Here is a 14487-nt window from a genome sequence, read left to right as displayed (position 1 = left end):
GGGCCGGCGCATCGGACGACCTCAGACCGCCTCGCATCACTTCGGACGACGAGAGAAAACGGTCGCCCCGCCACGGCATGCGGGTGCTCGACCACATCAGGAGGAATTGTGAGCAGCGATCGGGACGGGAACGGCGGGGGCTGGGCCACACCCGGCGATGACCAGCCCGACGCGGAGTCCTCTGTCGAGGCGACGGGCGAGTTCACCATCGACTACGCGCCGCCGGCCTGGTACACGCAGAACGCGGGCGGGGATTCGACGGGCGGTGCGACGGGGCCCGCGGGCGCGAACCCGGGCGCGGCGGCCCCCGTGGGGCCGCCCACCGGCCCCGCCGGGCCGACCCGACCCGCAGCCGAGCCTGCTGCCGGAGCTGTACCCGGGCCTCCGGCGCCTGCCGGACCGGCGGCACCTGGCATGCCCGGTGCAGCCGGTGTGCCCGGTGCGCCTGGCATGCCGTTCACTCCGGCTGCTCCGCCGGCCCCCATCGCGCCCGAGACGCCTGGCATGCCGCCCGTGCCGCCCTCGCCTGTCCTTCCCACGCCCGCTGCTTCGACCCCCGCTGCTCCGACGCCCGTTGCCCCGGCGGCCGTCGCTCCGGCGTCCCCCGTTCCGGCTCCGGGCGTGCCGCTGACGCCTCCGGGTCCGGCGCCCGAGGCTCCGTTCGCTCCGCCCGCGCCGCCGGCGCCTCCCGTGTCGTCCGCCCCGCAGCAGGACGCCGTGCCCGGCCCTCCGGCCGACAGCGGGTTCGAGCTCCAGCGACCGCTGGCCCCGGCCCAAGTACCGGCACCGGCACCGGCACCGGCACCCATGACGCCTCCGGCCGCCCAGGTCGCGCAGGAGGCCGACGAGGACGGCGGTTCCGGGAACGGGGACCTGGAGAGCGGCGCCACGATGCGCTTCTCGGCGATCGCCCTCAAGCGGGAGATCGCGGAACACGCTGCCGCGGCAGAGTCCGAAGCCCGGCCCGAGGAAGCGGCCGCTGAGGCCCAGGAGGGTGACGGCGCTGCCGCCGGGGCCGACGAGTCCGCGGACGGGACCGAGAGCCCGGTGGAGGGTTCGCAGTCCGCCGACGGCCCTGCCCCGGACGGGACAGGGGCCGCCGCCGCCGAGACGGAGACGGCCGGGTCCGGCGAGCCCCGGGCCGCGGCCGACGGTACCGTCGGCGACGCCGGCGAGGCGGGGGCCGCTCCCGGCCGCTCCGCGGACCCCGCGGCTCAGGACGCCGAGGCCGTGGCGGTCCCGGCCCCCGAGGAACCGCCCGCGGTCGGGGACGCGGTCCCCGTGCAGAACGTCCCCGTGCAGAACGTCCCGCTACACGATGCCCCCGTGGACGATGTCGCCGAGGGCCCGTCCGACGCCGTTCCCGCGCACGCCCCCGAGCCCCAGGACAGCGCACCCCAGGAGGCTCCTCCCACCGGGCCGCCCGTCTGGACTCCCCCGCCGGTCCCGCAGGGCGGCCTTCCTCCGCTGCCGCCGTCGTACCAGCCCGCCGCTCCGGCTCCGGCGGCCCAGTGGCCGGCCCAGCCGCAGCCGGCCGCCGCGGGTCCCGAGACCGCGCCCGCACAGCAGCCTCCGGTCCAGCAGCCTCCGGTCCAGCAGCAGGCGGCTCCGGCCGCCCCGGTCGGCTGGAACCCGCCCGCCCCCGAGCCCGCACCGGCCGCGCCGCAGCCCGGCTACGGCTTCCCCCAGCCCCCGGCTCCCGCGCCCGCAGCACAGCAGCCCCCCGCACCGCAGCCGGGTTACGGCTTCCCGCAGCCCGGCGGGGCCTCGGCGCCCACCCCGCCGGCCGCCCCCGGCGGTTACGGGTTCCCTCAGCAGAACACCGGCCCGACGGCACCGCACGGCTACGGCTTCCCCCAGCCCCAGCCCCAAGCCCAGCCCCTGCCCCAGCCGCAGCCCGAGGGCACTCAAGCTCCGCAGCCGCAGCCCGGGTTCCCGCAGCCCGGTGTTCAGCCCGGCATTCCGCAGCAGTCGGACGGAAGCTTCCCGGCAGCCGCGCCCCAGGACTATCCGCAGGGGGCTCCGCAAGGAGCGGCTCAGCAGGGCCACCCACAGGGTTTCCCCGGGCAGGTCCCGCAGCCGACCCCTCATCAAGCGCCGTACGCACCGCAGGCGCCCGCGCCTGCCCCCGCACCCGACTTCGGTCCCGGCCCAGGTTTCGGTCCCGGTCCTGACGACGCGTCGCCGCAGAGCCACCAGGCGGCCCCGCAGATTCCCCAGCAGCCCGTCGATCCCCGGTCCGGGGCCGCATGGCCGCAGCCGATCCAGCACGACCAGCGGCAGCCGGTCAATCCCGGTGCCGCGCCGCTGGGTTACACGGCCGCCGTGGAGCTGTCGTCGGACCGGCTGCTCAACAACAGGAAGCAGAAGGCCAAGAGCGGCCGGCCGACCGCGGCGTCCTCCCGCTTCAAGCTCGGCGGGAAGAAGGAGGAGGCCGAGCGGCAGCGCAAACTGGAGCTGATCCGCACGCCGGTGCTGTCGTGCTACCGGATCGCGGTCATCAGCCTCAAGGGCGGCGTCGGCAAGACGACGACCACCACCGCCCTCGGGGCGACGCTCGCGACGGAACGGCAGGACAAGATCCTCGCCATCGACGCCAACCCGGACGCCGGCACGCTCGGCCGACGGGTGCGCCGCGAGACCGGGGCGACCATCCGCGACCTCGTCCAGGCGATCCCGTACCTCAACTCGTACATGGACATCCGGCGGTTCACCTCCCAGGCGCCGTCCGGCCTGGAGATCATCGCCAACGACGTCGACCCGGCCGTCTCGACGGCCTTCAACGACGAGGACTACCGGCGCGCGATCGACGTGCTCGGCAACCAGTACCCGATCATCCTCACGGACTCCGGCACCGGTCTGCTCTATAGCGCCATGCGCGGGGTGCTCGACCTCGCCGACCAGCTCATCATCATCTCCACCCCGTCCGTGGACGGCGCGAGCAGCGCCAGCACCACGCTCGACTGGCTGTCGGCGCACGGGTACGCCGAGCTCGTCTCGCGGTCCCTCACCGTCATCTCCGGGGTGCGCGAGACCGGCAAGATGATCAAGGTGGACGACATCGTGGCGCACTTCGAGACCCGTTGCCGCGGTGTCGTCGTCGTGCCGTTCGACGAGCACCTGGCGGCAGGCGCCGAGGTCGACCTCGACATGATGCGGCCCAAGGTGCGCGAGGCGTACTTCAATCTCACGGCGCTGGTCGCGGAGGACTTCATCCGTCATCAGCAGCGTCAGGGGCTGTGGACCAGCGACGGCAACCCGCCCCCGGTGGCCGCCCCGCCGATGCCGGGTCAGCAGATGCCCGGGCAGCCGATGCCCGGGCAGCAGGCGCCGGCACAGCCGTATCCGCCGCAGGCCGGCCAGCCGTACCCGCAGGCTCCCCAGCCCGGGCCCGGCCAGCCGTATCCCCCGCAGGGCCAGCCGTATCCGCAGGACCCGGGCCAGCCCTATCCGCAACAGCAGCCACAGCCGCAGTCCCAGCCCCAATCCCAGCCCCAGCAGCCGCACCCGGGGTACCCCCCGCCCGGCTACGGCTACCCGCAGCAGCCTCCGCAGCAGTGAAGAACGCCGAAGGGCGGCCGGTGTCCTGGGACACCGGCCGCCCTTCGGCCGTTCACGGTCGGACCTGCGGCGCGACTACGGCTGCGCCGCCACCAGTTCCCGGCAGCGCTTCACGTCCAGCGCCATCTGCTCCAACAGGCCTTCCAGGGAATCGAACTTGGCCTGGCCGCGTACGAAGGCCAGGAAGTCGACGGCGACGTGCAGGCCGTACAGGTCGAGGCCGACGCGGTCGATGGCGTACGCCTCCACCGTGCGCTCCGTGCCGTCGAACTGCGGGTTCGTGCCGACGGAGATCGCGGCCGGCATCGCCTCGCCGGCCGCGTGCAGCCAGCCCGCGTAGACGCCGTCCGCCGGGATCGCGGTGTGCGGGAGCGTCTCGACGTTCGCGGTGGGGAAGCCGAGTTCGCGGCCCCGCTGGGCCCCGCGCACCACGACGCCCTCGACCCGGTGCGGGCGGCCGAGGATCTCACCGGCGCCCGCGAGATCGCCCTCGGCGACCAGTCGGCGGGTCAGCGTGGAGGAGAACGGCTGACCGCCGCCCGCCTCGCCGCACAGCACCAGGTCGACGATCTCGACGTCGAAGTCGTACACCTTGCCCTGCTCGGTGAGGAAGTCGACGTTCCCCGCCGCCTTGTGGCCGAAGCGGAAGTTCGGGCCTTCGACGACCGCCTTGGCGTGCAGCTTGTCGACGAGGACCTTCACCACGAAGTCGGCGGGCGAGAGCTTCGAGAACTCGGTCGTGAAGGGCAGGATCAGGACCGCGTCGACCCCCAGTTCCGCCATCAGTTCGGCGCGGCGGTGGTGCGGGGCGAGCAGCGGCGGGTGGCTGCCGGGGCGGACGACCTCGCTGGGGTGCGGGTCGAAGGTGACGACGACCGCGGGAACGTCCAGCTCACGGGCGCGGTCCACGGCATGCCGGATGATCAGCTGGTGCCCGCGGTGGACCCCGTCGTAGGACCCGATGGTGACGACGCTGCGTCCCCAGTCCTCGGGGATGTCCTCCAAGCCACGCCAGCGCTGCACTGTGACCGCTCCTCGAACCCGTGTCCGTATCCACTGTTGTCTCTTACGCAGGTCTAAGGGTGCCATGCCGGACGCTTCGGGCCCGCATCGGCATGGAGGCTGTGACCCGGCCCACTGAGCAGGCCGCGGGCGATCGGCAGGCGAAGGGCAGGCGATCGGCAAGCTGCCGGCACGGGACGGGGACGGGCGGAGACCGCGGGTCCCCGCGCCGGTGTGCCTCATGCGGGCACGCGCGCTCCCGCCAGGCTCTCCAGCGTTCGGCGGGCGCTCGGGCCGACCATCGCGGCCCACTCCCCCGGAGCCCGGGCGAGCCAGTCCACCACCTGTGCGGCGAACCCCGGCACATGACGCCCGAGATCGACCAGCCCGCGGTCGAAGCGGATCGCGCCGTCCGGTGTGCGGACGAGGAGGAGACCCGTGCGATGGACCAGTGCGCGCAGGTCCTCTCCGCTGCGCTCCGCGGCTCCGTACAGGACGGCGGCGAGGACGGCCGGGGCGCGTTCGTGCGTGAGGAGACGGTCCAGGAGTTCGCGGCGCAGGGGGGCGGACTGCGGAGCGCCGGGGGCGGCCAGCACGCCGGCCAGGGCGGCTCGCGCCTGCTCGGGGCAGTCGCCGTCCAACAAGCCCCTGAGCAGCGGGAGGAGGGCGGCGTGCGCGGTGGGCCCGTCGTCGAGGCGTCGGCCGACGGACGCGGCCAGACGGCCCGTGCTCTCCGGCCGCCGCTCCAGCGCCTCCCGCAGGAGCGCGGCGATCCGGTGGGCCAGGGCAGGGGTGGCGGCTTCCACGAGGGCGTGCAGGACAGCGCCCGCGTCCGCCGCACCCGCGTCCGCCCGGCCTGTGTCCGGCCGGTCTCCGTCCGCCCGGCCCGTGTCCTCCCGGGCGGGGCCGTGCAGCCGGGTTCGGAAGGCGGCCAGGACCGGTTCGGGGTGGGTGCTCAGGGCGGTGAGCAGCGCTTCCGGGGGCACCTGCCGGTCCCCCGCCGCGAAGCGCTCCAGGGCCTGCGCGAGGTGACGGGAGCGGGTCTCGGGGTCGCGGACGAGGAGGGCGAGCGCACCGCCGTGCAGGGTGCGGTCGGCCGGGCGGGCGAGCAGGGTGAGGGCGGCGTGCCGCAGCAGCAGGCGGTCGGGCTCCGTCCGGACGTGCGGCGCGGCACGCAGCCCGTGCGTCACCGCCGCCGCCCGCCGGGCGGGCCGCTGGTCGTGCGCCCACCGGTCGACTGCCCGGCACAGGGCGGTCGGTTCCTCCTCGGCCAGCACCGCGAGCAGTTCGTCGGCGCGCAGATGGGCGCAGTCGACGAGGGCCTCGGTGAGGTCGTCGGGCGCCCGGTGGCGGTGGGTGTGCAGCAGCGCCTGCGCCGCCGTCGCCACGGTGGCGTGCGGGGTCGCGGGCAGCGGCCGCTCGTCGTCGAACCAGTTTGTGAGGTACGGCTGGACGGCGCGAGGGTCGGCGGCGAGGACTCCGGCGACGGCGTCGAGGTAGCGGGGGGCGTCCGCTTCGTGCGGGGCGCCGTCGGCGAGGACCAGGCGGCGCAGCAGGTCCAGCCGGGCGTCGGCCGGCAGGGCGAGCCGCGTCCAGAAGGCGGGGCCCAGGTCCGCGAACCGGCCGAGGTCCGAGGCGCCGGCGCCGATCCGGTCCGCGATCAGGCGCAGGACGGCCGTGTAGGGCGTCGCGTCCGGGACGCGCAGCAGGGTCTCGGTGAGCAGGCGGGCGGCCCACCACGAGTCCGGGTCGGCTTCCAGTGCGTGGGCCAACTCGCGTAGCCGGGCGGCGAGTCGGTGCGGGCCCTGCTGGCGGGCGAGGAGCAGCAGGGCCTGGACGACGGGGCCGATGCGGTGGTGCGGGACGGGCAGCGGACGGTCGTCCTCGGGTGTGCCGGTCCGGTGGACGAGGGCGCGCAGGGCTTCGTCGAGGTCGAGGTGGGCGCCCTGGATCCAGTCGGCGAGTTCCTCGTGGGCGAAGCGGTAGCCGCTGCCGGCCGGCACGAGGAGGCCCTCGGCGAGGACGGCGGACGCCCAGCCGACCCCTCCGCCGAGGCGGGCCGGCGCGGGCCCCCACGGGAAGACCGCCTCGAACGACGCCCGGTCCAGGCCGCCCTGTCCCGGCCCGAGACTGCGCCGGGCGGCTTCGTGCACCTGGCCGGCGACCTTCGCCGCGAGGCGTCGTACGGCGGCGCCCCGCAGCCCGTTCCCGGCGGCGAGGCGGACCGCGACGCGCAGGCACATCAGGTCGAGGTGGGCGGCGAGGACGTCGTCACGGTCGACGGGGGTCTGGTCGGGCGGGCCGGGGAGCGCGGCGCGGACCTCGGAGAGCAGGCGCAGGGTGAGCGGGTGCCGGTCGTCGGGGGAGGCGAGCGCCGTCTCGGGAAGGCAGTAGCGGGCGCGGGCCTCGCGGGCCTCGTCGGGGGTGAAGTCGCCCAGGCGGACGCAGGGCGGGAGCGGATCCCCGGCGGCTGCGGCTCCGTACAGCATCTCCGGCGCAAACCGGGCTCCGGCGTGCTCCCAGTACTCGCTCCGGCACGCCACCACGAGCCGCGCTCCCGTCTCCCGCAGCCATCGCGCCGTGCCCTCGGTCCACTCGGCGAGCCGGTGCGCGAGGACCGGGGGCATCTCCTCGGGTCCGTCCAGGAGGAGCAGCAGCGGGCGTCCGACGGTGCGGGCGAGCCGGGCGAGCCGCTCGGGGGTGACGTCACCGAGGTCGGTGCCGACGGCGCCGGCGGCCGGGGAGGGGGGCGCCGCTCGCCCCGGCCGCGAGGCCGCCACGATGCGGGCGGCCCTGGCCAGGGTGCGGCGGGCCGCGTCGGCGAGCGACTCGTCCTCGTCCTGCAGGTCGGCGCCGCGCAACCAGAGGGTGGGGGCGGGCCGGGCGCCCCGGGTGCGGCGGGCGGCGAGGGCCGCGAGTTCGGTCGTACGGCCGCTGCCCGGAGCGCCGACCAGGCCGAGGACGGCTGCCGGGCTCGACGCGAACCGGGTGAACTCCCCTGCGGGGAGGGCCCGTTCGACGGGTTCCGAGGCGGCGGGGCGGGACCCGGTCCCGGTGCGGTGGAGGGAGTGGTTCAGCGCGCCCGGCGGGCCGTCCGAGCCGACGGACGTGGCCGTCAGCTCCAGGACGGCCGCCAGGTTGAGGTCGGCGCCGTACGCGGGCACGGTGGCCGCGTTGCGGGCGAGCAACTCGGCGAGGGGCCCCTCGGGCCGCGTCTCCGCCGTCTCCGCACGACCGGAGGCCCCCGCCGGCGCTGCCGCCCCCACCGGGCTCGCCGCCCCGGCGGTCCGTGCCGTTCCCGCAGCCCCCGCCGTTCCCGCCGCTCGCGTGGGCGTCCCCGGCGCCCCCTGCTCCCCGACGCCGCAGGGCAAAACCGTGTCCCCGTGTGTCCCGACGCCGCCGGCCCGAGTCGTCTCCCCCGGCGGCACGGAGTACTCCCCCGTCGCCCAGCCCTCGCCCGACACCGTCGGCGCCGTCGGGGCGGCGACGGGCGCTCCGTCCCCGCGCTCGCTCCGCTGCTCGCCGGTCGTGCGGGTGAGGGGGCGCAGCGGCACGGCGAAGCCGGTGTCGCGGTGACCGCAGTGGAGCGCGGTGCCGAGGACGGCGACGACCGCGCCGGTCCGGGCGTCGAGGACCGGTCCGCCGGCCGCGCCCCCGCCCGGGCGCAGCGCGTCCCGGCCCGCGGTGCCGATCGCCAGCTCCAGGACGCCGTCGAGGTGGTGGAAGCGGTCGGTGGCCGTGTACGTCGCGCTGGTCTCGGCCAGCACCCGCGCCTCACGCCAGCAGCCGGCCGCCAGCCGGACGTATCTGCCGGGCTCCACGCCCTCCCGCACGGTCATCGGCAGCGGGTCCACGCCGAGCCCCTCGGTGCGCACGAGTGCCAGGTCGAGTTCGGGCAGCGGGGTGACCGCGTCGGCCGTCACGACGCAGCTGCGGTCGCCGGCGCCGTACAGCACGAGCCGGGGCAGTCCGTCGACCGCCTCGTGGCTGGTGACCACGGTGCCGTGGTGGTCGGCGACGAAGCCGGCGCCGCGCGGCCGGCCGGCGGGATCCTGGATGCGCACGAGAGCGGGGCCGACGTCCGGGGCGGCGCGGCAGACGTCCGCCGGACGGCCCTGGAGCGCGCCGCGCCCGGAGTCCCGCCACGGTGCCCGCGGGCCCCGTCCCGCCATCGTCGTACCTCCCGCCGCGCCCGCGTGTGCTGCGTCCGACGGTAGGGGCGGGATGATCGGCGGGACAGATCGCTGAGCGAAAGCGCCCCCCTGCGCTCCCTCGGTTCACTCCGAGCGCCTGCCCGGACGGGTGAATGAAGGGGGGTCGTCGGACACACCCTAGGGGTGGGGGAACCGAGGGGGGCCGTGGAGCGGCGGCGCAGCACCACCCCGTGTTCGCCGCTCCACGGGCCGGGCCGGGAGTGCCTCAGCCGAGTACGGCCAGGCTCTTGGCCTTGCCCTTCTGTTCCTCCACCAGGGCCAGGAAGCGGCCCTCGGGATCGAAGACGGCCACGGCGCCCGCGTCGGCGTACTCGTCGGGCATCTCCAGCCGCACGCCGTTGAGGAGCAGCCGAGCCCGCTTGGCGTCCACGTTCCAGCGGGGGAACGCGGCGGCGGCCGCGTCGGCGATCGGCATCACGCTCAGCTCCTGCTGGAGCTGGTCGAGCGTCTTCGCCGAGTCCAGCTTGTAGGGGCCGACGCGGGTGCGGCGCAGGGCGGTGAGGTGGCCGCCGACGCCGAGTCCGGCGCCCAGGTCGCGGGCGAGGGCCCGGATGTAGGTGCCGGAGGAGCAGACGACGGAGACGACGAGGTCCAGGACGGGGGTGCCGTCCTCGGCGACGGCGTCGCGAACGTCGTACACCGAGAAGGACGAGACGGTGACCGGGCGGGCCGGGATCTCGAAGTCCTCGCCGTCGCGGGCCCGTTTGTAGGAGCGAACCCCGTTGATCTTGATGGCGCTGACCTTGGACGGCACCTGCATGATGTCGCCGCTCAGCTCGGCGATGCCCGCGTCGATCGCGTCCCGGGCGACCTTCGAGGCGTCCGTGGAGCCCGTGAGCTCGCCCTCGGCGTCGTCGGTCAGGGTCGTCTGGCCGAGCCGGATCGTGCCCAGGTACTCCTTCTCGGTGAGCGCCAGGTGCCCGAGGAGCTTGGTCGCCTTCTCGATGCCGAGGACGAGGACGCCCGTCGCCATCGGGTCGAGCGTGCCGGCGTGGCCGACGCGGCGGGTCCCCGCGATCCCCCGCATCTTGGCCACGACGTCGTGCGAAGTGAAGCCCGACGGCTTGTCCACGATGACCAGGCCGTCGGGCGGGGTCGGCTTGCGGTTCATCAGGCGGAGTCGTCCGTCTCGTCCTCGTCACCGGGCTTCTTGTACGGGTCGGCGTCGCCCGCGTAGCCGGCTCCCGCGGACACCTCGCGGACCTTCTCGTCGGCGGCGCGCGCCTTGTCGAGGAGGTCGTCGATGGTGCGGGCGTTGTCCGGCAGGGCGTCGGCGACGAAGGCCAGCGTCGGCGTGAACTTCACGCCCGCCGCACGGCCCACCTCGGAGCGCAGGACGCCCTTGGCGCTCTCCAGACCGGCGGCCGCGGCCGCCCGCTCCTCGTCGTCCCCGTACACGGTGTAGAAGACGGTCGCCTCCCTGAGGTCACCCGTGACCCGGGTGTCCGTGATGGTGACGTGGGAGCCGAGCCGCGGGTCCTTGATCCCGCGCTGCAGCTTCTGGGCCACCACCTGCTGGATGAGGTCCGCCAGCCTCTTGGCGCGCGCGTTGTCGGCCACTGGTCCGTCTCCCGTTCTTTCTTCTTCTTGCGATTCGTGGTCGGTCGGTCAGTCGTCTTCGCCGTGGAAGCGGCGTCTGACCGACAGCAGCTCCACCTCGGGGCGCCCGGCGACCAGCCGTTCGCACCGGTCCAGTACATCGGTCAGGTGCTCCGCGTCACCCGAGACCACGGCGAGGCCGATCCTGGCCCTGCGGTGAAGGTCCTGGTCGTCCACCTCGGCCACGCTCACCGCGAACTTGCGCTGGAGCTCGGCGACGATGGGACGGACGACGGAGCGCTTCTCCTTCAGCGAATGTACGTCGCCGAGGAGGAGGTCGAAGGACAGAGTCCCCACGTACATGTGTATCCGGTTCACCCGCCGGTACGGGATCGACGGCCCTGCCGCCATGGGACAGGGACATCGAGAACGGTACAGCGTTCCCGGCGGCTGCTCGACGGGGTTTTCCCCGCTTGGCGGCGCCGGACGCCGTACCGGCCGGCGGGGAACGATCCCCCGCCGGCCGGTACGGACCTTGGGTGCTTACACCCGCGGCTTCTCGCGCATCTCGTACGTCGCGATGACGTCGTCGACCTTGATGTCGTTGAAGTTGCCGAGGTTGATACCGCCCTCGAACCCTTCGCGGATCTCGGTGACGTCGTCCTTGAAGCGACGCAGCCCGGAGATGGTGAGGCTCTCCGCGATGACCTTGCCGTCGCGGATGAGGCGCGCCTTGGTGTTGCGCTTGACCTCGCCCGAGCGGACCAGGACACCGGCGATGTTGCCCAGCTTGGACGACTTGAAGACCTCGCGGATCTCCGCCGTGCCGAGCTCGACCTCCTCGTACTCCGGCTTCAGCATGCCCTTCAGGGCCGCCTCGATCTCCTCGATGGCCTGGTAGATCACCGAGTAGTACCGGACGTCCACACCCTCGCGCTCCGCCATCTGCGCGGCACGACCGGCCGCACGGACGTTGAAGCCGATGACGATGGCGTCGGAGCCGGTCGCCAGGTCGATGTCCGACTCGGTGACCGCACCCACACCGCGGTGCAGGACGCGGATGTCGACCTCTTCGCCGACGTCGAGCTGGAGCAGCGAGGACTCGAGAGCCTCCACCGAACCGGACGCGTCGCCCTTGATGATGAGGTTGAGTTCCTGCACCAGACCGGCCTTGAGCGCCTCGTCCAGGTTCTCCAGGGAGAACCGGACTCCACGCCGGGCGAAGTTGGCGTTGCGCTCACGCGCCGCGCGCTTCTCGGCGATCTGACGTGCCGTGCGGTCCTCGTCGACGACGAGGAAGTTGTCGCCGGCGCCCGGGACGTTGGTGAGACCCAGGACCAGGACGGGGGTCGACGGACCCGCTTCCTCGACGTTGTTGCCGTTGTCGTCGAGCATCGCCCGGACTCGGCCGTACGCGTCGCCGACCACCATCGTGTCGCCGATGCGCAGCGTGCCGCGCTGGACCAGAACCGTCGAGACGGCACCACGGCCGCGGTCGAGGTGGGACTCGATCGCGATGCCCTGCGCGTCCTGCTCCGGGTTGGCCCGCAGGTCGAGCGAGGCGTCCGCGGTCAGGACCACGGCCTCCAGCAGGCTCTCGATGTTGAGGCCCTGCTTGGCGGAGATGTCGACGAACATCGTGTCGCCGCCGTACTCCTCGGCCACCAGACCGAACTCGGTGAGCTGACCGCGCACCTTGGTCGGGTCCGCGCCCTCGACGTCGATCTTGTTGACCGCGACCACGATCGGCACGTCGGCCGCCTTGGCGTGGTTCAGCGCCTCGATCGTCTGGGGCATCACACCGTCGTTGGCCGCCACCACGAGGATCGCGATGTCGGTCGACTTGGCGCCACGGGCACGCATGGCGGTGAACGCCTCGTGACCCGGGGTGTCGATGAAGGTGATCCTGCGCTCTTCACCGTTGACCTCGGTGGCGACCTGGTACGCACCGATGTGCTGCGTGATGCCGCCGGCCTCGCCCGCGATGACGTTCGTCTTGCGGATGGTGTCGAGCAGTCGGGTCTTACCGTGGTCGACGTGACCCATGACGGTCACGACCGGCGGACGAACCACCAGGTCTTCCTCGTCGCCCTCGTCCTCGCCGAACTCGATGTCGAAGGACTCGAGCAGCTCGCGGTCCTCCTCCTCGGGGCTGACGATCTCGAGGACGAAGTTCATCTCGTCCGCGAGAAGCTTCAGCGTCTCGTCGGAGACGGACTGCGTGGCGGTGACCATCTCGCCGAGGTTCATCATCACGCCGACGAGCGACGCCGGGTTGGCGCCGATCTTCTCGGCGAAGTCGGTCAGGGACGCACCACGCGACAGGCGGACGGACTGTCCGTTGCCGCGAGGCAGCATCACGCCGCCGACCGACGGGGCCTGCATGGCCTCGTACTCCTGGCGCCTCTGCCGCTTCGACTTGCGACCGCGACGCGCGGGACCGCCGGGACGGCCGAAGGCGCCCTGCGTGCCACCACGGGCACCCGGACCGCCGGGACGACCGCCGAATCCGGGACGGCCACCGCCGCCGCCGAAGCCGCCGCCGCCACCGGGACCGCCGGGACGACCGGCGAAGCCGCCGCCGCCACCGGGACGGGCGCCGCCGCCGGGACCGGCCGGACGACCTGCGAAGCCGCCGCCGGGACGACCGCCGCCGCCAGGACGACCCGCACCGCCGCCGCCACCCGGGCCGCGGCCACCGGGGCCACCGCCGGGACGCGGGCCGGCAGCGGGACGCTGCGGCATCATGCCGGGGTTGGGACGGGGACCGCCGCCGGGACGCGGGCCGCCGGGGCCTGCGCCCTGCGGGCGGGGCATGCCGCCCGGAGACGGACGGGAGCCGCCCGGAGACTGCGGACGAGGACCGCCGCCCTGGCCACCGGGGCCCTGCGGACGGGGACCGGCGCCGGGAGCGCCACCGGGGCCGCCGGGACGCGGGGCGCCCTGCGGACGGGGCGCCTGCGGGCGCGCCATGCCGGCGTTGCCGCCGGACGTGAAGGGGTTGTTGCCCGGACGCGGACCCGTGGGACGGGCACCGCCCGGACGCGGGGCGCCGGCGCCACCGGGGCGCGGCCCCTGAGCGGCGGCCGGACGCTGGCCGCGGTCACCACGATCGCCGCGGTCACCACGGTCGCCGCGGTCCTGACCGGGCGCGGGACGGCCGGCGGGGCGCGGCGCGCCGGGGCGCGGACCCTGCGAGGCCGGCCGCGGGCCGGACGACTGGGCCGGAGCGGCGGGGGCGGCCGGAGCAGCCGGCGGAGCGGTGAACTCCGGGGCGGCGGGGGCCGGACGCGGCGCGGGCTTGGGGCCCGGACGCGGACCGGAGGCCGCCGGCGCGGGGGCCGACGGCGCGGGAGCCGACGAGGCGGCAGGGGCGGCGGGAGCCGCCGGAGCCGCGGGCGTCTGCGCCGCGGGAGGCTTGGGGGCGGCCGGCCGAGGTGCGGCCGGACCCGGACGGGCCGCCTGCGCCGGAGAGGGCGCCGCGGGCCTGGGGGCTGCCTTGCGGGGGGCGGGCTTGCCGCCGCCCTGGAAGGCGTCAGTCAGTTTGCGGACAACGGGCGCTTCGATGGTCGAAGACGCCGAACGGACGAATTCACCGAGTTCCTGGAGCTTGGCCATGACGGCCTTGCTCTCCACCCCGAACTCCTTGGCGAGTTCGTATACCCGGACCTTAGCCACTTCGCTCCTTTTAGGTCCGGGTGTGTCCGGACCGTCGCTACTTCATGGGCGTACTCATCGCGTGCTCATCGAGTGCTCATCGCAATCTCGACCTACTTCCAACTCGCGGGGTACCAGAGCCGCACGGAGGTTCCGTGCGACGCCTTCTTACGGTGTCGCCTGTTCGGCAACGGTCGTCTGCTCGACGTACTGGCGCAACGCGTTTGTGTCGAGCGCTCCCGGGGCTCGCAACGCCCTCGTGAACGCCCGGCGGCGCGCCGCCTGGTCGAGACAGAACGGGGCGGGGTGCAGATACGCACCCCGGCCGGGCAGCGTACCGCGTGGATCGGGGACGCATGCGTCCTTGATCGCCACGATGCGCAGCAGCTCCGTCTTGGCCGCTCGCTTCCGGCACCCCACACAGGTGCGTTCAGGGCGTGATCCGGTGTGCGTCCGGCCAGACACAGTCAAGTCTACCTCCCCGCGTCGACCTCGTCCCAATGGGACAGGAATC

The 14487-nt window shown here is 74.5% G+C and carries 8 protein-coding genes; 1 reads left to right on the top strand and 7 read right to left on the bottom strand.

The genetic code is table 11. From position 1 onward, the window contains the following. Window positions 1-108 precede the first annotated feature (108 nt). Window positions 109-3561: an SCO5717 family growth-regulating ATPase gene (locus Sri02f_RS17505; RefSeq protein WP_109002230.1), complete on the top strand. Its 3453-nt coding sequence runs from the start codon at window positions 109-111 to the stop codon at window positions 3559-3561. Window positions 3562-3636: 75 nt separating this feature from the next. Here Sri02f_RS17505 and Sri02f_RS17500 read toward each other — a convergent pair whose 3' ends face one another. From Sri02f_RS17500 to Sri02f_RS17470, 7 genes are all read right to left on the bottom strand, one after another. After that, window positions 3637-4584 carry a bifunctional riboflavin kinase/FAD synthetase gene (locus Sri02f_RS17500; RefSeq protein ID WP_109002229.1) on the bottom strand — a complete coding sequence of 316 codons (948 nt, stop codon included), beginning with the start codon at window positions 4582-4584 and terminating at the stop codon, window positions 3637-3639. A gap of 218 nt (window positions 4585-4802) precedes the next feature. After that, window positions 4803-8735: a trypsin-like peptidase domain-containing protein gene (locus Sri02f_RS17495; protein ID WP_109002228.1), complete on the bottom strand. Its 3933-nt coding sequence runs from the start codon at window positions 8733-8735 to the stop codon at window positions 4803-4805. A 247-nt stretch (window positions 8736-8982) separates the two neighbouring features. Then, window positions 8983-9888, bottom strand: coding sequence for a tRNA pseudouridine(55) synthase TruB (gene truB / locus Sri02f_RS17490; RefSeq protein ID WP_109002227.1), 906 nt, complete (start codon window positions 9886-9888; stop codon window positions 8983-8985). Next, window positions 9888-10337, bottom strand: coding sequence for a 30S ribosome-binding factor RbfA (gene rbfA, locus Sri02f_RS17485; RefSeq protein ID WP_054239652.1), 450 nt, complete (start codon window positions 10335-10337; stop codon window positions 9888-9890). The genes truB and rbfA overlap by 1 nt, the downstream gene beginning before the upstream one ends. Window positions 10338-10385: 48 nt before the next feature. Then, complete coding sequence (locus Sri02f_RS17480) at window positions 10386-10679, bottom strand: DUF503 domain-containing protein (RefSeq protein WP_109002255.1); 294 nt, start codon at window positions 10677-10679, stop codon at window positions 10386-10388. Between the two features lie 180 nt (window positions 10680-10859). Further along, a complete protein-coding gene (infB, locus tag Sri02f_RS17475; RefSeq protein WP_109002226.1) occupies window positions 10860-13994 on the bottom strand; it encodes a translation initiation factor IF-2 in 3135 nt (1044 codons plus the stop codon). Between the two features lie 147 nt (window positions 13995-14141). Further along, entirely contained in the window at window positions 14142-14438 is a 297-nt protein-coding gene (locus Sri02f_RS17470; RefSeq protein ID WP_109002254.1) for a YlxR family protein, read from the bottom strand. Window positions 14439-14487: the final 49 nt, after the last annotated feature.

Origin of the sequence: Streptomyces rishiriensis (assembly GCF_003112535.1) — a bacterium.
Classification (GTDB): domain Bacteria; phylum Actinomycetota; class Actinomycetes; order Streptomycetales; family Streptomycetaceae; genus Streptomyces; species Streptomyces rishiriensis.
The sequence above is the reverse complement of the archived record's forward strand: the minus strand, read 5'-3'. Positions and strand labels throughout refer to the sequence as shown.

Coding starts and splice junctions, on each gene's coding strand:
- Sri02f_RS17495 (WP_109002228.1), bottom strand. CDS start 8,735: ATGGCGGGACGGGGCCCGCGGGCACCGTGGCGGGACTCCGGGCGCGGC.
- truB (WP_109002227.1), bottom strand. CDS start 9,888: ATGAACCGCAAGCCGACCCCGCCCGACGGCCTGGTCATCGTGGACAAG.
- Sri02f_RS17480 (WP_109002255.1), bottom strand. CDS start 10,679: ATGTACGTGGGGACTCTGTCCTTCGACCTCCTCCTCGGCGACGTACAT.